Below are 25713 nucleotides of genomic sequence, written 5' to 3'. Positions count from 1 at the left end.
TTAATTAATTTTTCATGGTAAAAGTACAAAAAAATACGGTATTCAGCGTTTTATTATTACTTTTGTGCTCAAATTGTGTAATTAATGGACAGCATCTCACTCATCAGAACTCCGATTGAAGCAGAACTGAGAGACTTCAAAGAACTTTTTGATAGTTCTCTCTCCAGTTCAAATGCATTGCTCGATAGTGTCGTATCTCACATACGGCAGAGGAATGGTAAGATGATGCGTCCTATTCTTGTTTTGCTGGTGGCACGTCTTTATGGTGCTGTATGTCCTTCCACTCTTCATGCAGCTGTTTCATTGGAACTCCTTCATACAGCCAGTTTGGTGCATGACGACGTCGTGGATGAAAGTACCGAACGCCGTGGACAACTCTCGGTGAATGCTATCTTTAATAATAAAGTAGCCGTATTGACGGGCGACTATCTGCTGGCAACCAGTTTGGTGCATGCCGAACTGACGAACAGCCACCGCATTATTCAACTGGTGTCTACTCTTGGGCAGGATCTTGCTGACGGCGAGTTGCTTCAGCTTTCAAATGTAAGTAATCATAGCTTTTCTGAGGAGGTTTACTTTGATGTAATCCGTAAGAAGACTGCCGCTCTTTTTGCTGCCTGTACGAAAGCTGCCGCTTTTTCGGTAGGTGTAGGGGAGGGAGAAGCCGAACTAGCTCGTTTGTTGGGTGAATATATTGGTATCTGCTTTCAGATAAAAGATGATATTTTCGATTACTTTGATAATAGAGAGATTGGCAAACCGACAGGTAATGATATGCTTGAAGGTAAACTGACATTGCCCGCTTTGTATGTATTGAACACGACAAAAAACGATGAGGCGCAAGAATTGGCAATCAAGGTAAAGGAGGGTGCAGCTACTCTCGATGAAATTGCCCATTTGATCTCGTTTATCAAAGAAAACGGGGGCATTGAATATGCCGTTCAGACGATGAATGTATATAAGCAAAAGGCTTTTGATTTACTGGCTTCTTTGCCGGAATCTGATATTTGTGTAGCTCTCCGGGCTTACTTGGATTACGTGGTAGACCGCGAAAAATAGTTACTTCCTGTGCCTGCCCAGGAGTGAATAGCACGATAATAATCGATCCCAATCTTCTATTTTTCCCGATTTCATCGCTTTTCCTAAAAGGAAACTCTTGTCTATTTCTTCAGCTGTATGAAGATCTAGAGAACATAATTGGGCTGCTTGTTCTATGTACTTCCAGGCTTGTTCCTTGCTGATGTGCCCGCATGTTTGGGAGGCGCGCGCCAAGCTGACAAGCAATCCCATGTCCCATCCGATAATCCCTTTTTCTAAGTCATTTATCCATATAATCGGGTCTCTTCTTTCTTCTGTATATTTCACGAATCTGTATAGATTCTTTCCTTGCTGAATGAAGCGTTCTACTCCGAAAAAGCGCTTTTGGATGATACTTTCGAACTCGTTGATGTTCTCTGTGGAGAGTAAGTAGGGGAGCATAATCTGGTAGGAGACTCTGTTTCCTTCGTTGATCAGGAACTGGAATAATCCGGTGACGGACTTGGTATCGGTGCAGTGGAACTCTTCTGCCAGCAGTCTGGATAGCTTTTGCGGATGGACTCCGGTCTCCATGGAGTTGAGATAGAAGCCTTGCAGTCCAGCTTCCATATAACCGATGCGTAGCCCCTTCTTTTTCTCTGTTCCGAGGATGAGATTCAGAGGGTTGTGATTGAATCGTAAGGTTCTCGTGTAAGCGTCCATCCTTAATACCTCCATAAAGTTCATGAAAAGCGTGAGAACTGTTGCCATGTATTTTCCTGAGGCTTCGGCAAGCCGTTATGAGTATACAAGCAACAGTCCCACGCTCCATTCGATATATAACAAAATTATATACATGAAGGTGCGTGAGACCCGTTTGCTTATTACCATTCATAACTTTGAATTTTGCCGAATTCCAGGAACTGGTAATAAATGAAACGTTCTCTAATATAACTAATTAGCTATATTTTCATCGCTAAACCTTTTACAAAGATAATTATTTTTCCGAATTGTCCAGTAACTATCTTTAGTTTTTCTTAAATAAAAAATACCGCGTCGATTCCCGTGATACGGGAGTCGCGCGGTAAGGCGTATTTGATTGCTAATGTAGCCTTTAATTTTTAGAAGAACTTGATTTCTTCGCCTTTGATGTCGGAAAGGAGGAGGTTGGCTAAACGGCTGGTTCCCAGGCGGAACAGTTGGTTGTCAAGCCATTCTTCACCTAATAGTTCTTTTACAATAGTGTAGTAAATAATCGCATCGTTAACAGTGTTGATACCACCTGCCGGTTTGAATCCAATCTTGTTTCCTGTCTTCTGATAGTATTCTTTGATAGCTTCACACATCACGTAAGCGGCTTCCGGCGTTGCGGAAGGCTGCTGCTTTCCGGTAGATGTCTTGATGAAGTCTGCGCCCGAATACATGGATAGGATAGAGGCTTTCTTGATGTTGGAAGCACTCTTTAATGCGCCTGTTTCGAGGATTACTTTGAGGTGGCGTTCCTTGCAAACTTCTTTTAGTTCCTGTATTTCTTCGCACATTCCTTCGTAGTCTCCGCTAAGGAACTTGCCGATGGAAATCACAATATCTATTTCGTCTGCACCGTCTGCAATGGCCAGTGCTGTTTCTGCCACTTTCACTTCAATGAATGTCTGTGAAGAGGGGAAACCTCCTGATACACAGGCGATATTGACTCCGTCTACTTCCAGCGTGTTTTTAACGATGGCTGCAAAGTTGGGGTACACACAGATGGCTGCTACGTTTTTCAGATCAGGATATTCGTCGTCAAACTGATTGACTTTTTCAGTAAAGTGCATCACGCTTTCGTCGCTGTCCGTACTGTTCAGGGTGGTCAGATCAATGCAGTTGAACAGGAATTTCTTAACGTCCTCCGTGTTGTTCTCCGGCACTTTTTTCTCAATCAATTCAGCTACGCGAGCTTGAATATCTGCATCGCTCAGATTGGTATTATACTTTGCCAATGCGGCCTTGTACTTGTTGGGCTGTGAGTTATTCTCTTCCATGATCTTTCAGTTTTGGGTTGTTGATATGTCTTTTATTATCTCGTTTCGTTTTCTTCTCCATGCTTTTCCGGAAAGCGTCAGTGATGTCTACTCCCGTCTGGTTGGCGATGCAGAGAAGCACCCATAAGACGTCTGCTATCTCTTCATCTATGTTGTCTTTTTCTCCTTCCTTGAAGGATTGGTCGCCATATTTGCGGGCCATGACACGGGCCAGTTCTCCTACTTCTTCCGTCAGGACTACCATATTGGTCAACTCGCTGAAGTAGCGGACACCGTATGTTTTCACCCATTGGTCCACTTGTTTCTGTGCTTCTTCCAGAGTCATTTTTTTAATGATTAGTGATTAATGATTAGTATGGAATATCTATTCTTTGTTTTTGGTATCCATGCATATAGTAACAGGACCGTCGTTTAAAAGTTCAACTTTCATGTCTGCTCCGAAGATTCCTGTGCCTATTTCTTTTCCCAGTGCACCGCTTAAATCTTTGCAGAATTGCTCGTAGAGTGGGATAGAGATATCCGGTTTGGCAGCTTTGATGTAGGAGGGGCGATTTCCCTTTTTGGTAGAAGCGTGTAGCGTGAACTGGCTGATAACTAAAATTTCGCCTCCATCTTCTAAAATAGACTTGTTCATCACCCCATTTTCATCGTCGAAGATACGTAGATTTACTATCTTTTTGCAGAGCCAGTCGATGTCTTCCTGCCCGTCTGATTCTTCGATGCCAACTAATATCAGCATCCCCTTTCCGATGGACGATTTGCAGTGTCCTTCAATGGTTACTGACGCATGGCTTACCCGTTGTATAACTATTCGCATTGTTATTTATTCTATTTCGTGGTTAGGAAAGGCAAATTTACAAAATTCGAAAGAGAAAACGGTGTGTTGGCAGGAAAATATTATAAGGTTTTGCCGAAAGCTTTAATGGTTTATTATTTAGGCATGGATTATACAGATTGAAAGGATAATGCGGTTTTTAGTAATTTAACCGTGAAATCCATGCAATCTGTGTAATCCGCGGCTAAAAATGATAGAAAGATAACTGACTCCATTCCGCCGGCTTCTTATTCATTTTTTGATGATTCATTGCTTAATCCCTCTTTTACGGTCTTGGCTTTCGCTTCTCCGATGATAGCGGCAATCTCCTCAAAAGAGGTTTCTTTTATTCGTTTTACGCTCTTAAACTCTTTCAAAAGTGCTGTTTTTGTCTTTTCTCCGATACCTTTGATGGTATCCAGTGCGGACGCAACTTGTCGTTTGCTGCGTTTATCACGATGGAAACTAATAGCAAAACGGTGTACTTCATCCTGAATCTGTGTCAGCAGACGGAATAATGGGCTTTGCTGTTTGATACCAATCGTCTGCGGAGGAAATCCAAAAAGCAGCTCCGATGTGCGGTGGCGGTTGTCCTTTGCTAGTCCGGCAATAGGAATAGCCAGATTCAGTTCGTCTTCAATGACTTCTCTGACGACCTCCATTTGACCTTTTCCACCATCAGTGATAATCAGGTCGGGTAGAGGAGAATTCTCTTCGATAGCGCGTTGATAACGCCTTCTGACGACCTCTTTCATGGAAGCATAGTCATCAGGCCCTACAACCGTCTTTATATTGTATTTCCGGTAATCTTTCTTTGATGGCTTGGCCTTCTTAAATACAACACAGGCTGCCACGGCATCAGAACCCTGTATGTTTGAGTTATCAAAACACTCGATTTGTAGCGGCGGTCTTTCCAAATGCAACTCTTGCTGAATTTCTTTCATTAAACGCATGCTTCTTTGCTCCGGATTCAATTTTTCCGCCTGTTTTAGGCGATCGGCCTTGTACTGTTTCACGTTTAGAACCGAAAGATCCAGCAATTTCTTCTTATCTCCCCGCTGTGGAACGGTAAATACGACATTGTTTAACTCCAAATCGAGTTCAAAAGGCACTATAATCTCTCTGGATTGGCTTTTGTAGCGTTCCCGCATTTCGATAATACCAAGCCTTAAAAGCTCCTCTTTTGATTCGTTCAGCTTCTTTTTGTATTCGAACGTGAAAGCCTGATTGATGGCACCATTTGTAATGTGCAGATAATTGATGAAAGCAGAGTTCGACTCGTCTTCTTCGATTGAGAATACGTCGATATTGTGCAATACGGAGCTTACTACTTCCGATTTCGAACGATAACTCTCAATCAAAAGATACTTCTCTTTAACCTTCTGTGCCTCTTCAAACTTCATTTCGCCGGCCAGCGTCTGCATCCTTTCCAGCAACATACGGCTGATATCTTGTGTATTCCCTTTCAGGATTTCCTTGATTTCATCTATGTTTTTGAGATATTCTTCCTGTGATTGCAATCCGATGCATGGCCCGGCGCAGTTTTTTATATGATATTCCAGACATACATTAAATTTGCCCGCCCGTATGTTTTCCGGACTTAGGTTTAAATTGCATGTGCGCAAGGGATATAAATGCTTTATCAGGTCCAATACCGCATACATTGATGGAATGTGACTGTACGGGCCATAATAAGAGGAGCCGTTCCTGATAACCTTTCTTGTTTTGAAGACTCTCGGAAAGTATTCATTCTGCACGCAAATAGAAGGGTAGGTCTTGTCGTCCTTTAACAGAACGTTGTAGCGCGGCTTATATTTCTTTATCAGATTATTCTCCAGCAATAACGCATCTTCTTCTGTGTTGACTACGATATAGCGAATATCAGCGATTTTGCTGACCAGTACTCGCGTCTTTCCCGGCTCATGCTCTTTGCTGAAATAAGAATAGACTCTTTTCTTTAGATTTTTTGCCTTTCCAACGTATATAATCGTTCCTTCCGTATTCAGGTATTGGTAAATACCCGGTTTCTCGGGAAGGTTGGCTACAATCCCTTTCAGATATTCATTGGTTTTGCTTTCCGGTTCTACATTCATAATCGTTAGGTATGAGAGATCGCTAGCTGCTTACTTTTGACATATTCTCTGCAATATAGATGCAAATCCTTTATAAAGTCAATACCGATTCTACTTCTACGTCGTCTCCGAATACTGATTTCCCATTCAGTTCTTTCAATTCAATGATGAAGTTTACATATACCTTTTTAGGTTTTAATCTTTTCACCAATTCGCAAGCCGCTTTCATCGTACCTCCTGTTGCCAGCAAGTCGTCGTGTAATAAAACTACGTCGTTTTCATCCAGTGCATCTTTGTGAATTTGCACGGTGTCCTTTCCGTATTCCTTGTCGTAGCTTTCTTCAATTGTTTCTGCAGGGAGCTTGCCGGGCTTGCGGATAGGAATGAAACCGGCGTTCAGGCGGGTGGCTAAAATCGGTCCCATGATGAAGCCCCTTGATTCTATTCCTACTACTTTGGTGATCCCTTTATCCTTATACATATCAAACATAATGTTTGATAATTCTTGCAGGCACCATGGATCTTTGAATAGGGTGGTGACATCGTAGAATAGGATTCCGGGGATCGGAAAATCGGGTACTTCCCGAATACTTTTGATTAGTGTTTCTTTGCTCATAATCATTGAATTATATCGTTTCTTTAAATGATTTGTTTCACGTGAAACGTTACCGCCTATCGTCCCGAAAGCACGAGCAGTACGTTGATGTCACTTGGAGAGACTCCCGGAATTCTGCTCGCCTGCGCAATCGTCTCCGGATCTATCTTTGCCAACTTTTGCCGAGCTTCGGTGGATAGGGACTGAATGGTGGAATAATCAAATTTTCCTTTGATCTTTATGCTCTCCAAGCGTGCCAGCTTTTCAGCAATCATTCGTTCTCTGTCAATGTATCCTTGATACTTGATTAAAATTTCAGCCGCTTCGAGAATCTCTTCTTTTCGATCTTGATCCGAACTTGTCGCTTTCTCCAGTTCCCGTTGAAACGCCGGAACATGTTCTATTATATTCTCAATTGTCACCTGCGGACGGTTTAGAATTTCTATCAACTTGCACCCTTGACGCAGGGGAGTTGTTCCTATCTTTTCGAGAGCATCATTAATTAATGCCGGTTTCATCGAATAGTTGCGTGCGAAAGAGACGATTTGTTCCACAGCTTCCTTCTTGCTTCTTACCAATTGATAGCGGTCTTTCTTTGCCAATCCAAGCTTAAATGCTTTTTCTGTCAGGCGCATATCCGCATCGTCCATGCGAAGCAAAATGCGATATTCTGCACGGGAGGTAAACATACGGTAGGGTTCATCCACACCTTTGGTAACCAAATCGTCGATTAATACGCCAATATATGCTTCGTCGCGGGCTAGAGTAAATGCTTCTCCGCCGTGGCAGTTGATATGCGCATTGATGCCGGCTACCAATCCTTGTCCTCCTGCTTCCTCGTATCCGGTAGTGCCGTTCACTTGTCCGGCAAAGAACAGATTTTTGATAATCTTCGATTCCAACGTATGTTTTAATTGGGTCGGATCGAAGTAATCATATTCGATAGCATATCCCGGACGATAGATGACCAGATCTTTGAAAGCCGGGATTTGTTTCAGTGCCGCAATTTGTATTTCCATCGGAAGTGAAGAAGAGAATCCGTTAAGATATAGCTCTTGTGTTGTTTCGCCTTCCGGTTCCAGGAATAATTGGTGCTGGTCTTTATCGGGGAAAGTAACAATCTTGGTTTCGATGCTCGGGCAATAGCGTGGTCCGATACTTTGTATCTGTCCGTTGAATAGGGGAGAATCGGGCAAACCTTCGCGCAAAATCCGATGTACTTCTTCATTAGTGTAGCATGTCCAGCATTGAAGTTGCTTTAAGTGGTGCGTGCTGGTATTCATGAAAGAGAACTTGTGGAAGTCACATTCGCCGGCTTGTGTTTCCATTTGGTCAAAATGAACGCTGCGTGCATCGATTCGTACCGGAGTACCGGTTTTCATTCTTCCATAGGTGATGCCGTGACGGGCGATGGATTCGGTCAATTGATAAGAAGCCGGTTCGGCCATTCTTCCTCCCGGTAATTGATGGCGACCTACGTGCATCAGTCCGTTGAGGAAAGTTCCTGCGGTGAGCACAACGCATTTCGCTTTGAAAGTGACACCCCACGCAGTGACCAATCCGGTAACCTCACCGTTTTCAACGAGCAGTTCGCATACCGTATCTTGCCAGATATGAAGGTTGGGTGTATTTTCCAGTTTCTCCCGCCAGGACCAGATGAACTTAGCCCGGTCGCATTGGGCGCGGGGACTCCACATGGCAGGGCCTTTCGAACGGTTTAGAATTCGGAACTGAATGGCTGTTTCATCTGTCACCAATCCCATTTGTCCACCCAGTGCATCTATTTCACGTACAATTTGTCCTTTGGCGATTCCTCCTACAGCCGGGTTGCAACTCATCTGCCCAATCTTGTTCATGTCCATAGTGATGAGACAAGTCTTGGAACCTAAATTAGCTGCGGCTGCCGCTGCTTCACAACCAGCATGTCCGGCACCAATTACAATTACGTCGTACTTAAAATCCATTCCTATCTTATTTATTATCAAACGCTGCAAAGTTACGGAAAAGTTGCGAGACTTGTATCTTCAAGCTGTTTTTGCTTCTGAAAATCCGGGGAGGAATCCGGTTTGACTGAAAAAATCGCCGTAATTTTGAGTTAGAAATATGCAGATTGTTCGAAAATAGCCCGCTTATTGTTTTTTGTGATTGTATGTTTTTAAATAGAATGGTAATAGATTGTGTTTTAAATTCCCTGTTTTGCTTTCTTTTTGTTAGTTGTGTACTTGCTCAATTATGAATGCAACTAGAGAGTAAAAGGAAAGATTTGTTGAGAAGACGGATTGTTGTGGGAATAAACGTGAGGTTTACACTCTAAATTTACCCTACCTCTTGACATAAGTCAAAAAAATAAGTCTGAATGTAATTTTTTGCATGATGGCTTTTGCTGTTTTCGCAAACAGCTATACCTTTGCAGTGTAGTTGTGAAACTACTTATATTTTAGGTATTAGAAAAAGGTAATAATTAAAAGGTATTAGTTTATAAAATTAAGGTATTAGATTTTAAGATTAGTTTTTAGGAAAAAGATTGTTTTGATTAGGTATTAGGAAAAAGACGTTTTCAGGTAAAGAGTAAATGAAAGATGAAGAAAAAGAAGAATCCCATTTATGGGGATTCTTTAAAGGTGGAGCGGAATGATTCGCTCTTTTTTTTGTACCCTTTGCTCTCGTAAATAATAGGTTCACCGGTAATAATATACATTCGGCTGTCTGATGGGATATGACGATGCAGGATATAGTTTTATGCCAATATATTTTCTTTACTGAATGTTTGTTCATTCTCTTCACATGAGGATAAGTCTCAATCTATCAACTCTTTCGTGTGATTACTCTAAGAAATATGCTTCTTTCACATCTTCACAGTCGTTAGTATGTAAGGATGTGCCGTATCTTTTCCATTCATGAAGATACGTGGATGCAACGCTTCTTCTTCTTCCGAAGAGGCATTAGGATTTTCATACCAATCAAACACAATAGCCATTACTTCTTATCAATTTAAGTGTGTAACTTCATCATAGGACAACTTTAATTGGCTATTCGGACGACTGGAATCGGCTGTTCAGCCAACTATTGTCAGCCAACCGGACAACTCCAGTCGGCTTCTCTTAAACAAGTACTAAAGATACGACAAAGTAACGACTTATCCCCATAAGAAAGCTTGTTTTTCATTTCAGGAGAAAATAAACATTTTCTTAGTTAAATACTTGCAAACCCCATATTTCATGTTATACCTTAGCAGCATCAACCGGTCGAAAAAACAACATTTATTCATTTAAAAAGAAGAAAAATATGAAGACATTAGAATATAACTCGAAACGTTTGGCGAAAAGAATACGGGTATTAATGAAAGAATCGTCAAACGTCATCGTTTCACCGAACACTTTAAAGGAAGAGCCAAAAATACAAGAATTGCATGAGCAGGAAGCAGATAAGAAAGAAGTACATAAACAGGAAATACATAAGCAACCCGTCCTTCTGACGCAACAAGTGATCGACTTTTTGAAAGTGCGATATGATTTCCGCTACAACCTACTCACCGAAGAAACTGAATTTCGCCCATTCGGCCAACGAGAAATTCCTTTCTGCCGCATAGACAAGCGAGAACTGAATACTTTCTGCCTAGAAGCCCACAAAGAAGGAATCAACTGCTGGGACAAAGATCTTCAAAGATACATCTACTCCACCCAAGTGGAAAGTTACCATCCTTTCCGGCTTTATATGGACGAACTACCTGCATGGGACGGAACGGATCGGTTGAAGTCTCTGGCGAAGCGAGTATCCGACGCTCCTATATGGATAAAAAGCTTTCACACCTGGATGCTGGGGCTTACTGCTCAATGGATGGGAATGAGCCAAGTACAAGCCAACAGCGTTGCCCCGATACTTATCAGCGAAGAGCAAGGGCGGCATAAATCCACTTTCTGCCGCATGCTAATGCCGCCACAACTGGCCCGTTATTATTCGGATAATCTGAAATTAACCGCACAAGGTAATCCCGAACGCCTCCTAGCCGAGATGGGATTACTGAACATGGATGAATTTGACAAATACGGAGTGCAAAAGATGCCGTTACTGAAAAATCTGATGCAAATGTCCAACCTCAACATTTGCAAAGCCTATCAGAAAAATTTCCGGTCGCTTCCTCGTATCGCCTCTTTCATCGGAACGAGCAATCGGACTGACTTACTGTGCGATCCGACAGGCAGCCGCAGATTCATCTGCATTGAAGCGGAACATGATATTGACTGTACCGGAATAGAATATTCACAAATCTATGCCCAACTGAAAGAGGAATTGCTTGCAGGTGCCCGCCACTGGTTCAATAAGGAGGAAGAACATGCTTTGCAATATCATAACATGGCATACTATCATGTCAACCCTATAGAAGACATTGTACGCAACACATACGCACCTGCCACGTTGAACGAACCGGATTGCTTGTCACTCTCCGCTGTTATTATTCATCAGGAATTAAAAAAGAGATTTCCCGCCGTGCTTCGCAACTGTACACCTATCCAACTGGCGCAAATTCTGACCGTAGCAGGTATCAGCCGACAGCATACGAGATTGGGTAATGTGTATTTGGTGAAGAAGGTGAAAGGTTGTGAAGAGTGAGAATGATACTGCTTGTTCACATAAGATGTCTGTGAATAAGGTAGTTATATCTTTGTGACGACTGTGAATAACAGCATATGTCATTATAAACAGAAAGTAATAAATAATCAAGCCTCGGAGATATTTTGATTGGTAATGACTTTAGTTCCAATAATGTTGTTACTAATCGAAGTATTTCTTGTTTTTATATTCTTCTTTAAGGCTAGTCTTTATACCTTGTTGCATTTTATTTTCTATTTTGTAAGCCGGCAAGGTCTGCGTTTCTGAAAAAAAACAATATATTTGCATCCATAATTATCGCAAAAGTAAGTAGTTACGGCGATTTTTGTGAATTCTGTTTCCTTTTTTCGCAGGTAATGTGACAGTATGAACGATAAAATTGACACCATAGTAGCGGGAGTAAACCGGAAGGATGAAAAGATGTGGGGCGATTTCTACGATCGTTTTTATGCTGCTTTATGTGTTTATGTTTCCAAGATATTGCCGGTTCCTGATGCGGTGGAAGATTTGGTACAGGAAGTCTTTATTTCTGTATGGGAAGGGAAGCGTACCTTTTCTGATATTAAAGAGCTTACCAATTATCTTTATCGTGCCTGCTATAATAATACCTTATTGTATATACGCAATAACCAAATCCATGATACCATATTGAGTTCTTTAGCCGAAGAAGAAAGCGTAGAAGACGAGGATATGATTTATGCATTGACGGTAAAAGAAGAAATTATTCGGCAACTCTATTACTATATCGAAGAACTTCCGTCTGAGCAACGCCGGATTATCTTAATGAGAATTGAGGGATATACATGGGAAGAGATAGCGGAACGTTTAGAAATAAGTATTAATACTGTTAAAACCCAAAAGACACGTAGCTATAAATTTCTTCGTGAAAGGTTGGGGGATTCCATGAATTCCATAATTCTTTGTTTATTTCTCTAAAATAAGAAAAAGTCAAATTGATACTTCTTTGTCTTTTTAATGATTGATTAGGACATATTTTCTTTGTTAAAATGGGCGTTTTCTCTTTTAAATTATAGCATAATGCTATTTATGTGTCCCTAAAATCCTATTATTCATACTCTTATCTCAAAAAAATATATTCTTTTTGTCACCCCTTTCCATGAGTTATGTATATCTATAATAAAGATGAATTAAACAAATGTTTAATTAAAAAGTTAGCAATAAGATGAATAAGTTCGAAAATGTATATCAAGATGCCGCTTTGATGAGAAAGGTTCTTTTGGGAGAAGCTAATGAAGTGGAGCAACAAGACCTTGAAAAACGGCTGGCGGAATGTCCGGACTTACAAAAAGTATATGGGCAACTTCAGAACGGGGAGACTTTGAGAGTCGCCTTTGGAGAATATCAGAATTATTCGTCAAAGAAAGCCTATCAATCTTTTCTTCAGAAAATCGGGCGGATGGAGCCGAAAGTACAGAAGCGTCGTTCTCTCCGGGTTTGGTGGTGGGCTGCTGCGGCTGTCGTTACTTTAGCCGTCGCTCTTTCTTTCTACATGTCGAATTATATCTCACCGGAAGAAGAGGGAAAAGTCTTGATTCAGCCGGGAACTCAACAGGCACAACTGACTTTGCCCGATGGCAGCGTGATTGATGTGAATAAGAAAGAAGTGAGCGTAATAGTGGACGGTGTTCAAGTAAAATATAAGAAAGGGGTGCTGTCTTACCAACCTACCGTCACAACACAACACGAGGAAAAAAACGTCGAAGAGCAACCAGCTAAATCAAATGAACTGGTTATACCGCGTGGAGGTGAAAACACCGTAATCCTCGCAGATGGAACTACGGTTCATTTGAATGCCGGTTCCAAATTGACTTATCCGGTACGTTTTGCCGGTAAACGCAGAATTGTACGTTTGGAAGGTGAAGCCTATTTTGATGTTGTGGCGGATGAAGAGCATCCGTTTGTTGTGCAGACGCATCTTGGGGACGTAATCGTACTGGGTACTGCGTTCAATGTAAATGCTTATGCCGATGCACCTATTTGCTACACGACTCTGGTACGTGGGAAAGTGAAATTTTCTACACCGAATGCGGAAACGATTACTCTTTCACCGGGAGAACAGGCTGTAGTCCTTGCCAATAGTTCAACGAAACGTGTGGTGAATTTGGAAGAATATGTAGGTTGGGTAAATGGCATGTACATCTTTAATGATCGTCCTCTAGGAGATATAATGAAAACATTCGAACGCTGGTACGACATACAGGTTTATTATGAAACCCCGAACTTGCGTGACATTACCTATAGCGGCAGTTTGAAACGCTACGGAACGATCAACTCATTTCTGGATGCGTTGGAGCTCACTGGGGATTTGAATTATAAAATCAGTGGTAGGAATATATTGATATACGACAAAGTGGAAGAAATGGAGTGAAAATAGAATAATTAGAATATTAGATATACAAAAGTTTAATTATTAATTTATGAGAGAAAAACGATGGCTGCTATGTTTTCTAGTGGCAATGTGCTGCACGTTTAGTGCATGGGCTTTACCGTCACAGGACAAGACGGTAACTTTGAAACTGCACAATGTCTCTATCGAGACTGCCTTGGATGCAGTGAAAAAACAGACAGGTGTGAATATGTTGTATAATTCACAAATGTTCAAGGGCGTTCCCCCTGTGTCGATTAATGTGAAAAATGAGAAATGGGAGATCGCGCTTAAGTTGATTCTTAATCCGCAGGGATTTGATTATGCAGTGAAAGACGGTATTGTGGTAGTCCGCAAAATGCAGGCGGAGAAACGGGAAAATCGTATTCGTGGTATGGTGACAGATTCGAATAAGGAGCCGATACCAGGAGCTAGTATTATCGTCAAAGGTACTCGTTCAGGTACTTCTACAAACATTGAAGGTGAGTTTACACTGGATGTGAAAAGTGATAAAGTGACTCTGGAAGTCTCTTTTATTGGTATGAAAAAGCAAACTATTCAGGTGGACGCTACCCGCAAGAAAATGCTTGAAATTACTATGGAAGATGATATAAAGACGTTGGATGATGTTGTCATCAATGGATATAGTAATGTACGTAAATCCAGTTTTACAGGTAGTTCAACACAGATTTCGGGTGATGATTTGCGTAAAGTATCACAGACAAATGTAATTGGAGCTTTGCAGTCGTTTGATCCATCTTTCCGCTTGGTTAATAACAACCAGTTTGGTTCTGATCCGAATGCACTTCCTGAAATGTATATTCGTGGTCGTTCGGGCTTTGGCGTGAAAGAATTGGATAAAGACCAACTTTCCAAGTCAAATTTAGAGAATAATCCGAATCTGCCGACTTTCATTATGGATGGATTTGAAGTCAGCATTGAGAAAGTGTATGATTTGGATCCTACTCGTATTGAAAGTATGACAATCTTGAAGGATGCTGCCGCTACAGCTATTTACGGGTCGAGGGCCGCAAACGGTGTGGTAGTTATTACTACCGTTGCACCGAAGCCGGGAGAAATTCGTGTTTCTTATAATTTTACCGGAACATTGGAAATGCCTGATCTACGCGATTATAATCTAGCGAATGCTTCAGAAAAACTGGAGATTGAGCGTCTTGCCGGATTATTTGAGAAAGGAAACAATAATAATAATACGACAGCAAGCGGATTGAATGCATATAATGCAAAATACGCACTTATTCAGAGAGGAATAAATACCGACTGGATATCTATGCCTTTGCGTAATGCTTTTGACCACAAACACAGTATTTATATAGAAGGTGGTACTCCAAATTTGCGTTATGGAGTAGATGCTTCTTATAATGGTGGTGAAGGTGTTATGAAAGGTTCGGGACGTGATCGCTATAGTATCGGATTCTCTTTAGATTATCGGGTAAAAAAACTGCAAGTAAAAAACACGGTAAGTTTCGGGCATACGAAGTCAACAGAATCTCCTTATGGTTCATTTAGTGATTATACAGGTTTGCAGCCCTATGAATCACCATACGACCCGTATGATGAGACAAAATTACGTATAAAGATGAAGTATAGTTCTAAGGGGGGGAAGCACTGTTAATAATCCGCTTTATGAAGCTACTCTCAAAAATTATGAATGGAGTGCGTATGATGAGATTATCGATAACCTGAGTGTGAATTGGTATTTGACGGATTATTTAACTCTTAAGGGACAGTTCAGTGTAACGAAGCAGTATACTGATACCGAACGTTTTTATGATCCGTTGTCATCTAAAGTGTCTGTTTACGGCACAGATGAGACTAATTTACAGGGCGATTTGTATACGACTGACGGAGGAAGTCTGAGCTGGAATGCAAATGCTTTTGCTTATTATACTCGCAGTTTTGGTAAGCACAACTTTAACTTCTCTGGAGGATGGGAAGCTGCCGCTTACAATGTGGATAATACTTCCGCTCATTATCGTGGTTTTCCGTCAGGGGAATTTAATTCATTGAACTATGCTGCGGAGGTCTATAAGAAACCGACCCGTTCAGAGAATACGACTCGTCGTGTCAGTATATTGGCTACTTTAAATTATACATGGAATGATGTTTATTTGGCGGATGCTTCCGTACGTTTCGATGGATCGTCCGAATTTGGAGCGAATCAAAAATGGGCACCGTTCTTTTCCGGAGGTTTGGGGTTGAATATACATAATTATGATTTCTTGAAGGGAAACAAGGATGTCAATAAGTTGAAAGTACGTGCCTCGTATGGACGTACAGGTAAAGTGAATTTCCCTGCCTATGCAGCAACTACGATGTATGAGGCATTGTTTGACGAGTGGTATATTACCGGCTATGGAGTAACTCTTAAAGCTTTAGGAAATAAGGACTTATCATGGGAAAAAACAGATAAATTCAATGTCGGTCTTGAAACCCAATTTTTCGATCGTCGGCTGACTGTCGATTTTGACTATTATTACGAAAAGACTATTGACTTAATCAATGACGTGACTTTGTCAAATACTTCTGGTTTTTCAACTTACAAGAACAATATGGGAGAAGTGGAAAATAAAGGTGTAGAGCTTCAAGTGCGTGCAGATGTGTATCGGGATCGTGATTGGACAATTGCTCTGTGGGGTAATATGGCTCATAACAAGAACAGGATATTAAAAATTTCAGAATCGCAGAAAGCGTATAATGAGCGGGTTATGGAATTCTATCGGGAAGAACTGAAGAATCAGGATTTATACAAGAATGCTTTAGCTAACGCTGAGTATGCAATTCCCATACCGCAATATTCCGAAGGACAGTCACTTACTTCTATTTGGGCGGTGCGTTCATTGGGTATTGATCCTACTACGGGTGAAGAGTTGTTCCTTAATCGTGACGGTAGCATTACTGACAAGTGGGATCCGGCGCAAGAGGTGGTAGTGGGTAATACAGAACCTAAGTTGAATGGTTCGATAGGTTTGAATGCTACCTATAAAAATTGGAGTTTGTTTGCTGCTTTCCAATATGAGTTCGGCGGACAAGAATATAATCAGACATTGGTAAATCGTGTAGAAAATGCAGATATTAAGGGTGGAAATGTCGATTTACGGGTATTGACCGATCGTTGGCAGAAACCGGGGGATGTGGCACAGTTTAAAAATATAGCTAATAGTAATCTGACTACTTTGCCGACTTCTCGTTTTGTGCAAGACAAGAAATATATACGTCTCAGTAGTGTGACTTTAAGTTATGATTTTAACCGCGAATGGATAAAGAAGCATTTACATATGAATATGCTTCGGTTTGAAGTAAGTTCTTCGGATTTTATCAATTGGAACTCTATTCGTCAGGAACGCGGATTGAGTTATCCTAAATCTTGGAAAATAGACTTTTCATTGAAGGCGCAATTCTGATAAAAAGAGAGTAAGTAATATGAAAAAAATATATAGAACAATCGTCTTATTAAGTGCAACTGCAGTTTTAGGAACTTCATGTAGTGATTGGTTAAACGTGTATCCGTCCGATCAGATCAAAGAAGAGTTCTTGTTTGAGACAGGAAACGGTTATCGTGCTGCATTGAATGGTGTTTACCGGAAAATGGCTTCTTGGAGTATTTATGGAAGCAATCTTAAATGGGGACTTATAGATGCCTGGGGGCAGGTATATGATATGCAACTGTCTACCATACAGCATGGTGGACAAGCTATGGTGAAGATAGAAGGATTGGATTTTAAGCATTATGAATTGGTTTCTGCTACAGATCAAATGTGGAACGATTCATGGAATGTGGTAGCAAATTGTAATGAATTAGCGCAACAGGCCGAACAAGCTGACAGTACACTTTTTTATGGTGGCGAACTGGAACGTAAAATGATTTTAGGGGAGGCTATCGGGTTGCGTGCATATCTTCAGTTTGATTTATTGCGTGTATATGCCCCGTCATTGGCTATGAATCCGGAGAAACGCACTTTTATTCCTTATGTGAATGAATACCCTTCGTATGTAAATAATCGGCAAACGGTATCTTATTGCTTGGAACAAGTGATTAAAGATTTAAAAAGAGCTCAAGACTTGTTGACCGAAGTTGATAAAGATGTAAGATGGAATTGGCGTTTCAATGAAGAAACGAATGATGAAAAAAAGTTTTTGAGTGCCCGTGGGTACCGATTAAATTATTATGCGATAACGGCACAATTAGCGCGTGTTTACTTGTATGCGAATATGCCTGACGAAGCTTACGAACAAGCAGCGATCTTGATTGAGCAAAATAGTAACTTTGAAGCACTTGTTGGTAATGCAGGATTGAAAGCTATAAAAAACGGAAATGTGAAGATGTTTGATGACATTATTTTTGCGCTATATTCTCCTACTGATCAAGTGGAGTGGGATCGCTTGATAAATCACACCAGTGATACAGCGGAAGGAAGTAGTGAAAAAGATAAGTTTTTGGGCATTACTGCTGAAATAGCAGAGAGGCGTTATGGAGATGACTTAGAGACAGATTGGCGGATTTGTTATCAGATGGAGAAAAAAAATATAGATGATTACTGCACGATGAAATATTACCAACAGCCGGAGAGCTTTGCGTATAGTGAAGATAATAATCAAATTGTTCCTATGCTTAGAATGTCTGAAGTCTATTATATAGCAGCTGAAGCTATTTACCAACAGGATTTGGAGACGGCTAAAAAATATTTGTCGCATGTAAAAAAGACTCGTGGAGTGATTACAGACCTTGAGAATGTGACAAAAGATAACTTTATGAACGTGCTGGTGAATGATGCTCAAAGAGAGTTTTTTGGAGAAGGACAGACTTTCTTTATGTTTAAACGGTTAATGAGAACGATGAAGGGACGTGAAGAAGTACAGGCTACAGAGGAAAATATGGTATTGCCATTGCCGACTTCAGAGAGCGAATTTTAATGGTATTAATAGGAAGAGTTTTATGAAAGAAAGAAATAATATATTATTGGCAGGAATCATGACTGTGGTGGGCATGCTACTTTTTATTTCTTGTCAAGAGGAAGGACTGGTAATGAACGGTAATGATGTATCTTATGTTAGCTTTGGCAAGGACATGACAAAAGATACTACCAGGGTTTGCTTTGAGTTTTACGCATTGGAGGAAGGAATGGATGCGAAGGTAGCTGAAATTCCATTGGCAGTGTCTGTCAGTGGAAAAGTACAAGATAAGGATTTGCATTTCACAGTGGGTGTAGATGAAAAATTATCGACTTTTCCTACGTCACAGTGTATTTTGCCTGAAGATTGCGTGATTAAACAAGGGCAATTACAAGACACTATTTACATAAAACTGAAGAATTCGCCTGATTTGAAAGAGAATACAAAGTTTTTAGTGATAAGAATCAATGCCGCCGGTGAAGTGAGTGAAGGGGTCGTTGCTAAGTCTAGAGCAGTTATTGCAGCGACTGATCGTCTTGTGAAACCGGACTGGTGGGAGTATAAAGACTTGTATGATGGTGAAGAAAGTTCCGTAGACTGGTACTATTTGGGAGATTATTCGGAAACAAAATATCGTATGTTTCTGGAGGTCTTGCGTAATAATGATGATATTCTTTTTGATGGACAAGATCGGGCTAAGTTGCGTAAATATTCTTTGGAGCTAAAATATATGGTAGCCGAGGAGAATGAGCAGCGGCCTGCTGATGATCCGTTGCGGGATGAGATGGGAGAAATTATAGAAATACCGGTTGCGGGATAACTAAATGCGAATAAAGAGATGAAAAGAAAATCAATATATTTATTTATTTTGGCGGGGTTAATAGCTTTGTCCGGTTGTTTGGATGATAAAAACAACTATGATTATACTGATATAAATGAGTTGGAGGGTGAAATTACCGGAATGAAGGACGAGTATTCAATCTCATATTCTGAAGATTTGACTATAACTCCGGCTTTTAAATTTACCATTGATCGGGAAAATCCGGATGTCTCTTATGAATGGCGATTGGATGGAAATCTACTTCAGGGAGAAACCGGACCGTCTTGTACTTTTAGCTTTGAGCGAGGGGGCTTATACGAAATTACTTTTTCTGTCATTGATAATAAAACTCAGGTAAGGTTCTCTAGGAGTTGTCGTTTGAAAGTGCGTTCACCGTTTACTCGTGGATGGGTTGTTTTAAGTGAAGGTGGTGGACGACAATCAGTTCTTTCTTTTGTAGGTGGACGGTCTGTTACTCATAAAATGCCAGTCACTTCTCCTGACGGAGCGGAGACTGTCATTATAGATCGTGATTCGCTGGTTTATGATTATGTGGCAAGAGACGTACTTCCCGGTTTAGGAGAGAAACCGACAGGGTTATTTCTGAATGCGGGGCATGTCGGTTCCTATGGTGAATTGTATGATGTTAGTGATGAGGTTGGTGTGATGCAGGAACGTTGGGCGGAATTGAATGGAACTACTTTGGAGCGCTCTGTTTACACGGATCAAGAATTTAGAGGAAGCTTTCCTGAAGCCGGTTTTCATCCTCAAGCGATTTCCATGACTTATTCAGCCAAGGCAATGTTGAATTCCGATGGATATATTTATTGGGCGGCAAATAGTTTTGCTAATGATTTTCATACATGTACTTACGTTAACTTTCCATTGGGAAAAGGCAGAAAGTTTACTGGAGTATACCCAAGTTATCGCTTAAATAACTATCATGCAGCTATACCGGCTTGTACGGAAGAGAATGAAATCGTAGGTATCGTGGATGATGCTACTCCTAAATCGTTTGAGGAACCTAAAATACAAGAATCGTCTTATAGCAGCAACATATATAGTGTTTCCCTTGGTAGTTATGACAAAAATGTGGATGAAAACTATAAACTGGGTGATTGGAAGATTGTAGATATGATGCCTGCCACCCCTTCGTCTGACGACTTTGGTGGTCTGCAGGATGTAAGACCGGGGCATTTGGCTTTGCTGCAAAAAGGTTCTCAATACGAACTGTTCTATTTCCATTGGGCAATAGGAACCCGTAGAACTCAAAGTCGTGTTTATAATCTTGAACGTATCAGGTTCTCTCTTGATGGTTTGAGTGGATATACGGATATGGCTGTGTTTAACAATAAACAGTTTGTGCTGATAGCGGAAGGAAATTCGTTGTGGTATTGCCAGTATAAAAAGGATGGTGAGCAGACGTTGAAGAAAATTTATACTTTTGACTCTCCGGTTAAGGCGTTAGCAGCGAATGATATCCGTGCTGTTCATGTAGAGTGGGGTAATCCTGCTGTAGAATGGCAGCCCGAGCATAATGGTCAGTTGGGAGTGGCATTGGAAGATGGTACTTTCTATATTTATGAAGTGTTGGAAAAAAGTGAAAAACGTGAGAAGGTGACTATTAATCAACTTTTCCCAGATCCAAAGGCTGAACAACCTGTCAATAATAAATTTGATAAGATTGTGGATGTCATTTATAAATATGGTTCTGTTGCCGAATTTAATACTTTTGTATATTAATAGGATGAAATACAAATATTATATAATATTCAGTTTGTTCGTCGGAGTCTTGCTTGCTGAGAGTAAGGCTCAGCGACAAGCGGATTATGTAGCTGCGGAAAAGTATCGCGTCTTTGATCTTGGGGGAGAGTTATCGAGAAATAGTTTGACTATTTATCCACGTGAAATTAATGGTACCGATAATTTTTGGTTCGACTTTCGGACAACAGAAGGTAATTTCTTTTATTATGTAACGCCTCATAACGGAAAGCGCGAATTGTTGTTTGATAATAATAAAATGGCGATGGCGCTGACCGAATTTACGCGTGAGACAATCAATGCCTCGGATATGTCTTTTCAGGAGTTCAAATTTTCTAAAGATCAGAAAACATTTACTTTTGAGCGTAAAGGAAGGACGTATGAGTATAATCGTTTGACTCGGCACTTGAAAGAACTACCTTTAAAGACTGATGAACAGAAAGAAGAAGATGTAGTTTATTCTTGGATGAATTTTTCTCCGGATAAAAAGTATATTCTGTATGCCAAGAATCATAATCTTTATGTGAGAGGTAACAAAGCAATGGGGATAGATACTACAGAAGTGCAACTTACTTTTGATGGAGTAGAGAATTATACGTATGCCAGAACCAATGACGGGTATAGGCCGAATGAAGAGATGCCTGCCAAGGCATGTTGGTGTAAGGATAGCCGTCATGCATATGTTGTTTTGGAAGATGAACGGAAGTTACGTGATTTCTGGGTAATAAATTCATTGTCGGAACATCCTGAGTTAGAGAAATATAAGTATGAGTTTCCTGGTGATAAGTACGTGACACAGCATGATCTGGTGATTGTGGATGTGAAAGAGAAAAAGGCTGGAAAGGCAGATATAGACAAATGGCCGGATCAATATGTGATGGTGTTTGATGCTTCTCCTAAAGGGGACTTTATCTATTTCGAACGAACCAAAAGGACATGGGATGAAGTGGATGTTTGTTCTGTAAATACGAATACATTGGAAGTGAAGGAACTTATACATGAGGTGGATAAGCCTTATCGTGACCCTCATGCCCGTAGTGTTGCCATATTGAATGACGGAAAAGATATTCTTTTTCGTTCCGAACGCACCGGTTGGGGGCATTATTACCATTATGACGGGGAAGGTAATCTGAAAAATGCATTGTCGTCAGGACCTTGGGTTTGTGGTCATATTGCTTCTATCGACACATTGAACCGTACAGTTTATTTTTATGCTTATGGAGATGATCCTAAGATCAATCCGTTTTATTATAGATTATATAAGGCAAGTTTGGATAAAGAAGGGGCTATATTGCTTAGCAAAGAAGATGCTCAGCATAGAGTGACGTTTTTGAAATCCAATAAGTATTATATAGATGTTTTTTCGCGGGTGGATATGGAACCTAAATTTTTGTTGAAGGATAACAATGGTAAGGTTATTTGTGATTTGGCTACTCCGGATTTAAAAGCTGTATATGATGCCGGATGGAAGAAGCCGGAGCGGTTTGTGGCAAAAGCGGCCGACAATAGGACGAATCTGTATGGAGTGATGTGGAAACCGGCCAATTTTGATCCGAATAAGAAATATCCTATTATCTCGGTTGTATATCCGGGACCTTATTTCGGTTTTGTTCCTACTTCATTTTCTTTGTCCGAAAGATACTGCGACCGTATGGCGCAATTAGGATTTATTGTCATAGCTGTGGGACATCGTGGTGACTCACCGATGCGTGGAAAGGCATACCACCGTTTTGGATATGGAAATATGCGCGATTATCCGTTGGCTGATGATAAATATGTGATAGAGCAGCTAGCCAAGCGTCATTCGTATATCGACATCGATAAAGTGGGTATTTGCGGGCATTCCGGAGGAGGATTTATGGCGGCGGCGTCTCTCCTTACATATCCCGACTTTTACAAGGCGGCAGTCTCTTGCTCTGGAAACCATGACAACAGTATCTACAATCGTGGTTGGGGAGAATGCTACAACGGTGTGAGAGAAGTAGAAAAGGTGGTGAAAGATAGTCTTGGGAATGAAAAGAAAGAGTATGAGTATAAATTCAGCGTGAAGTCTAACGCAGAACTTGCAAAGAATCTGAAAGGAAATTTGATGCTTGTGACCGGAGACATGGATAAGAATGTGAATCCTGCTCATACTTACCGTTTGGCGCAAGCTTTGATTGAAGCCGGAAAAGACTTTGATATGCTTGTGATTCCCGGAGCTGGACATGGATATGGTTCTGCTGATGAATATTTTGAGAAAAAGATGTTCCGCTTTTTCGCCAAGCATTTGCTAGGTGATACACGGTCAGATTATTGGGGAGATATCAACCGTAATAAATAAGATTAAGATATAACGTTTATGAAAGACGCTCGTTTTAGGTGTTTGTGCTTGATAATGTTTATGTCAATATGCGGCATTGCCGGTGCACAGCAGAAAGCGAATTATCAGTTGGGGGAGAAGTTTCGTCTATTAACTCAGAACCCTATTAGTAAGTATTCGACAAGTATTCATCCGACCTTTATCAACGATACGGATTGTTTTTACTATTCTTTTACTACAAGTGACGGAAAAAAATATTATTATGTCAATCCACAAAAGAAGGAGAAACGTTTATTGTTTGATACCCCTGAGTTGTTGAGTAAGATTGCTGTCTATACAGGGAAATCTTATTCTCCTGCGAATGTGTATTTGTCATTCACGTTTGAAAGTGACAATGAAACGATGCGTTTTGATTTTGACCGTGAGTTTTATACGTATAATATGCGTACGAAAAAGGTGAAAAAGTTAGGAGAGAAATCATCCTATGCGAAAAGCGACCCATATTGGATGAAATATTCTCCGGACAGCCTTTTCTTTTTGTATGCGGAACGGCATAATTTGTATTTTGTTGGTAATGGCAAAAAAGGACAGGATACGATCCCGATACAGTTAACTACTGATGGTGTTACGAATTATACTTTTAATCGTGAAGACGAAGGTGAGTCAGGAGGAAGATGTGGAGCTGAATCTGCTCATTGGATTCCGGGCACTCATCGTTTTTATGCGGTGCGTGAGGATAACAGGAAAGTACGCGATTTATGGCTGATTAATTCTTTGTCTACTCCTTCTCCTGAATTGAAAACATATAAAGCTGAACTGGCAGGTGATAAGCATGTCACTCAATATGAATTATTGATTGGAGATGTTGATACCCGTGAAGTGAAGAAGATTGATATTAACCGTTGGCCGGATCAGTATATTGATGTGCTATATATGTCAAAAGATGGAAAACGTTTGTACTTCCAGCGTTATAATCGTCCGTGGAATCAATCGGATATTTGCGAGGTAGACGTTGAAACTGGAAAAGTACGTGTGGTGATACATGAGGAAGATAAACCATATCTTGATTATCAGATGCGCAACGTTTCTTTTCTAAATGATGGAAAAGAAATCCTGTTCCGTTCCGAACGCACCGGATGGGGACATTATTACCTGTATGATACAGCAACGGGAAGCTTGAAGAATCAATTGACTGACGGTACTTGGGTAGCCGGTCCGGTCGCGAAGATTGATACGGTAGGGCGGAAAATGTACTTTTATGGGTTTGGTCGTGAGAAAGGGATTGATCCTTATTACTATATTCTTTATGAAGCGCAACTTGATCGTCCGAATGTTCTCCGAAAACTGACTGCGGAAAACGCATCGCATGATGTGCATATCTCTCCTTCGGGACGCTATATGGTGGACTCATACTCTACCGTGTCACGAGAGCCGGTGAATGTGGTTCGTAACCGAAAGGGGAAGGTGATTATGACATTGGAGAAACCGGATTTGCGACCTGTGTATGATTTGGGATGGAAAGCACCGGAACGGTTTAAAGTGAAAGCCGCCGATGGGGTTACAGACCTTTATGGGGTTATGTGGAAACCTGCGGATTTCGATTCGACCAAGGTGTATCCGATTATTTCAAATGTCTATCCCGGACCGTTTTATGAGTATGTGCCTACGCGTTTCACAATTAATGACGATTATAATACTCGTTTGGCACAATTGGGATTTATTGTGATAACCGTTGGGCATAGAGGCGGTACTCCTATACGGGGAAAGGCTTATCATACCTATGGATATGGCAAGCAACGCGACTATCCGCTGGCGGATGATAAATATGCGATTGAGCAATTGGCAACCCGTTATCCGTTCATAGATGGTACGAAGGTGGGGATTTACGGACATTCAGGAGGCGGTTTCATGTCTGCTTCTGCTATTTGTACGTATCCTGAGTTTTATTCGGCGGCAGTTTCGTCTGCCGGCAATCATGATAACCGGATTTACAATAAAGGGTGGGTGGAGATTCACTTTGGAGTAAAGGAAAAGGTGAAAACGGTCAAAGATAGTTTGGGAGTGGAACATACCACCTATGAATATAGTGTTGAAACCCGTCCTAATCAAGAACTGGTGAAGAACTATAAACATGGTTTGTTATTGTTTACCGGCGCCATGGATAAGACAGTAAACCCGGCTAATACGTTGCGTATGGCTGATGCCTTGATTAAAGCCGGTAAAGATTTTGATATGTATGTGTTGCCTAAATCTACTCATGGTTTCTTTGGAGAATCAGAAGACTTTTTTGAGCATAAGATGTGGCGCCATTTCGCTCGTTTGCTGTTGCATGATGATTCGGCTGAAGCGGATGTTGATTTGAACAAGAATATGATTAACGGTGATAAAAGAAGGTAA

At 40.9% G+C, this 25713-nt stretch carries 17 protein-coding genes and 2 pseudogenes; 11 read left to right on the top strand and 8 right to left on the bottom strand.

The genetic code is table 11. From position 1 onward, the window contains the following. Positions 1-84: 84 nt before the first annotated feature. Positions 85-1059 (top strand): polyprenyl synthetase family protein, encoded by a 975-nt coding sequence (locus KTR06_RS11430; protein ID WP_008641604.1) that lies wholly within the window; start codon positions 85-87, stop codon positions 1057-1059. Here KTR06_RS11430 and KTR06_RS11425 read toward each other — a convergent pair whose 3' ends face one another. From KTR06_RS11425 to KTR06_RS11390, 8 genes and pseudogenes are all read right to left on the bottom strand, one after another. Then, positions 1060-1740 (bottom strand): DUF1266 domain-containing protein, encoded by a 681-nt coding sequence (locus KTR06_RS11425; protein WP_120067727.1) that lies wholly within the window; start codon positions 1738-1740, stop codon positions 1060-1062. 398 nt (positions 1741-2138) lie between these two features. Further along, complete coding sequence (gene deoC / locus KTR06_RS11420; RefSeq protein ID WP_217290363.1) at positions 2139-3041, bottom strand: deoxyribose-phosphate aldolase; 903 nt, start codon at positions 3039-3041, stop codon at positions 2139-2141. Then, positions 3028-3366, bottom strand: coding sequence for a nucleotide pyrophosphohydrolase (locus KTR06_RS11415; RefSeq protein WP_004313731.1), 339 nt, complete (start codon positions 3364-3366; stop codon positions 3028-3030). The genes deoC and KTR06_RS11415 overlap by 14 nt, the downstream gene beginning before the upstream one ends. 39 nt (positions 3367-3405) lie before the next feature. Further along, positions 3406-3858, bottom strand: coding sequence for a D-aminoacyl-tRNA deacylase (gene dtd / locus KTR06_RS11410; protein ID WP_004313732.1), 453 nt, complete (start codon positions 3856-3858; stop codon positions 3406-3408). Between the two features lie 245 nt (positions 3859-4103). Continuing rightward, positions 4104-5948, bottom strand: coding sequence for an excinuclease ABC subunit UvrC (gene uvrC / locus KTR06_RS11405; protein WP_120067684.1), 1845 nt, complete (start codon positions 5946-5948; stop codon positions 4104-4106). Positions 5949-6018: 70 nt separating this feature from the next. After that, positions 6019-6549 carry an adenine phosphoribosyltransferase gene (locus KTR06_RS11400; RefSeq protein ID WP_004313735.1) on the bottom strand — a complete coding sequence of 177 codons (531 nt, stop codon included), beginning with the start codon at positions 6547-6549 and terminating at the stop codon, positions 6019-6021. A 50-nt stretch (positions 6550-6599) separates the two neighbouring features. Beyond that, positions 6600-8486, bottom strand: a complete 1887-nt coding sequence (mnmG, locus tag KTR06_RS11395; RefSeq protein WP_120067682.1) for a tRNA uridine-5-carboxymethylaminomethyl(34) synthesis enzyme MnmG — start codon at positions 8484-8486, stop codon at positions 6600-6602. 923 nt (positions 8487-9409) lie between these two features. Further along, positions 9410-9499, bottom strand: a pseudogene (locus KTR06_RS11390) (DNA-binding protein); the annotation flags it as partial. A gap of 308 nt (positions 9500-9807) precedes the next feature. On the opposite strand from KTR06_RS11390, the gene KTR06_RS11385 reads away from it, so the two are divergent. The 10 genes and pseudogenes from KTR06_RS11385 to KTR06_RS11345 all read left to right on the top strand — a co-directional run bounded on the left by KTR06_RS11385 (position 9808) and on the right by KTR06_RS11345 (position 25713). After that, positions 9808-11133, top strand: a complete 1326-nt coding sequence (locus tag KTR06_RS11385; protein WP_217290362.1) for a VapE domain-containing protein — start codon at positions 9808-9810, stop codon at positions 11131-11133. A gap of 366 nt (positions 11134-11499) precedes the next feature. Then, positions 11500-12069 (top strand): RNA polymerase sigma-70 factor, encoded by a 570-nt coding sequence (locus KTR06_RS11380; RefSeq protein ID WP_074705654.1) that lies wholly within the window; start codon positions 11500-11502, stop codon positions 12067-12069. A gap of 247 nt (positions 12070-12316) precedes the next feature. Further along, positions 12317-13522, top strand: coding sequence for a FecR family protein (locus tag KTR06_RS11375; RefSeq protein ID WP_217290361.1), 1206 nt, complete (start codon positions 12317-12319; stop codon positions 13520-13522). 49 nt (positions 13523-13571) lie between these two features. After that, positions 13572-15087: pseudogene (locus tag KTR06_RS24745) on the top strand (carboxypeptidase-like regulatory domain-containing protein); the annotation flags it as partial. A gap of 141 nt (positions 15088-15228) precedes the next feature. Beyond that, positions 15229-16944 (top strand): hypothetical protein, encoded by a 1716-nt coding sequence (locus KTR06_RS24740; RefSeq protein ID WP_371745216.1) that lies wholly within the window; start codon positions 15229-15231, stop codon positions 16942-16944. A gap of 19 nt (positions 16945-16963) precedes the next feature. Further along, complete coding sequence (locus KTR06_RS11365) at positions 16964-18454, top strand: RagB/SusD family nutrient uptake outer membrane protein (RefSeq protein ID WP_151935811.1); 1491 nt, start codon at positions 16964-16966, stop codon at positions 18452-18454. 22 nt (positions 18455-18476) lie between these two features. After that, positions 18477-19253 (top strand): DUF4843 domain-containing protein, encoded by a 777-nt coding sequence (locus tag KTR06_RS11360; RefSeq protein ID WP_234393982.1) that lies wholly within the window; start codon positions 18477-18479, stop codon positions 19251-19253. Positions 19254-19271: 18 nt separating this feature from the next. Continuing rightward, on the top strand, positions 19272-20996 hold the full coding sequence (locus KTR06_RS11355; RefSeq protein ID WP_151935810.1) for a PKD-like family lipoprotein: 1725 nt from the start codon (positions 19272-19274) through the stop codon (positions 20994-20996). Positions 20997-21000: 4 nt separating this feature from the next. Next, positions 21001-23337 (top strand): DPP IV N-terminal domain-containing protein, encoded by a 2337-nt coding sequence (locus KTR06_RS11350; protein WP_151935809.1) that lies wholly within the window; start codon positions 21001-21003, stop codon positions 23335-23337. An 18-nt stretch (positions 23338-23355) separates the two neighbouring features. Further along, positions 23356-25713, top strand: coding sequence for a DPP IV N-terminal domain-containing protein (locus KTR06_RS11345; protein WP_151935808.1), 2358 nt, complete (start codon positions 23356-23358; stop codon positions 25711-25713).

This window comes from Bacteroides sp. MSK.20.12 (assembly GCF_019052435.1).
GTDB lineage: Bacteria > Bacteroidota > Bacteroidia > Bacteroidales > Bacteroidaceae > Bacteroides > Bacteroides xylanisolvens.
The sequence above is the reverse complement of the archived record's forward strand: the minus strand, read 5'-3'. Positions and strand labels throughout refer to the sequence as shown.

Excerpts from the sequence above, each read along its gene's own strand:
- mnmG (WP_120067682.1), bottom strand. The coding sequence starts at position 8,486 with ATGGATTTTAAGTACGACGTAATTGTAATTGGTGCCGGACATGCTGGT.
- uvrC (WP_120067684.1), bottom strand. The coding sequence starts at position 5,948 with ATGAATGTAGAACCGGAAAGCAAAACCAATGAATATCTGAAAGGGATT.
- dtd (WP_004313732.1), bottom strand. The coding sequence starts at position 3,858 with ATGCGAATAGTTATACAACGGGTAAGCCATGCGTCAGTAACCATTGAA.
- KTR06_RS11425 (WP_120067727.1), bottom strand. The coding sequence starts at position 1,740 with ATGGACGCTTACACGAGAACCTTACGATTCAATCACAACCCTCTGAAT.
- KTR06_RS11365 (WP_151935811.1), top strand. The coding sequence starts at position 16,964 with ATGAAAAAAATATATAGAACAATCGTCTTATTAAGTGCAACTGCAGTT.
- KTR06_RS11355 (WP_151935810.1), top strand. The coding sequence starts at position 19,272 with ATGAAAAGAAAATCAATATATTTATTTATTTTGGCGGGGTTAATAGCT.
- KTR06_RS11375 (WP_217290361.1), top strand. The coding sequence starts at position 12,317 with ATGAATAAGTTCGAAAATGTATATCAAGATGCCGCTTTGATGAGAAAG.
- KTR06_RS11385 (WP_217290362.1), top strand. The coding sequence starts at position 9,808 with ATGAAGACATTAGAATATAACTCGAAACGTTTGGCGAAAAGAATACGG.
- KTR06_RS11345 (WP_151935808.1), top strand. The coding sequence starts at position 23,356 with ATGAAAGACGCTCGTTTTAGGTGTTTGTGCTTGATAATGTTTATGTCA.
- KTR06_RS11430 (WP_008641604.1), top strand. The coding sequence starts at position 85 with ATGGACAGCATCTCACTCATCAGAACTCCGATTGAAGCAGAACTGAGA.
- KTR06_RS11415 (WP_004313731.1), bottom strand. The coding sequence starts at position 3,366 with ATGACTCTGGAAGAAGCACAGAAACAAGTGGACCAATGGGTGAAAACA.
- KTR06_RS11350 (WP_151935809.1), top strand. The coding sequence starts at position 21,001 with ATGAAATACAAATATTATATAATATTCAGTTTGTTCGTCGGAGTCTTG.
- KTR06_RS11360 (WP_234393982.1), top strand. The coding sequence starts at position 18,477 with ATGAAAGAAAGAAATAATATATTATTGGCAGGAATCATGACTGTGGTG.
- KTR06_RS11380 (WP_074705654.1), top strand. The coding sequence starts at position 11,500 with ATGAACGATAAAATTGACACCATAGTAGCGGGAGTAAACCGGAAGGAT.
- deoC (WP_217290363.1), bottom strand. The coding sequence starts at position 3,041 with ATGGAAGAGAATAACTCACAGCCCAACAAGTACAAGGCCGCATTGGCA.
- KTR06_RS11400 (WP_004313735.1), bottom strand. The coding sequence starts at position 6,549 with ATGATTATGAGCAAAGAAACACTAATCAAAAGTATTCGGGAAGTACCC.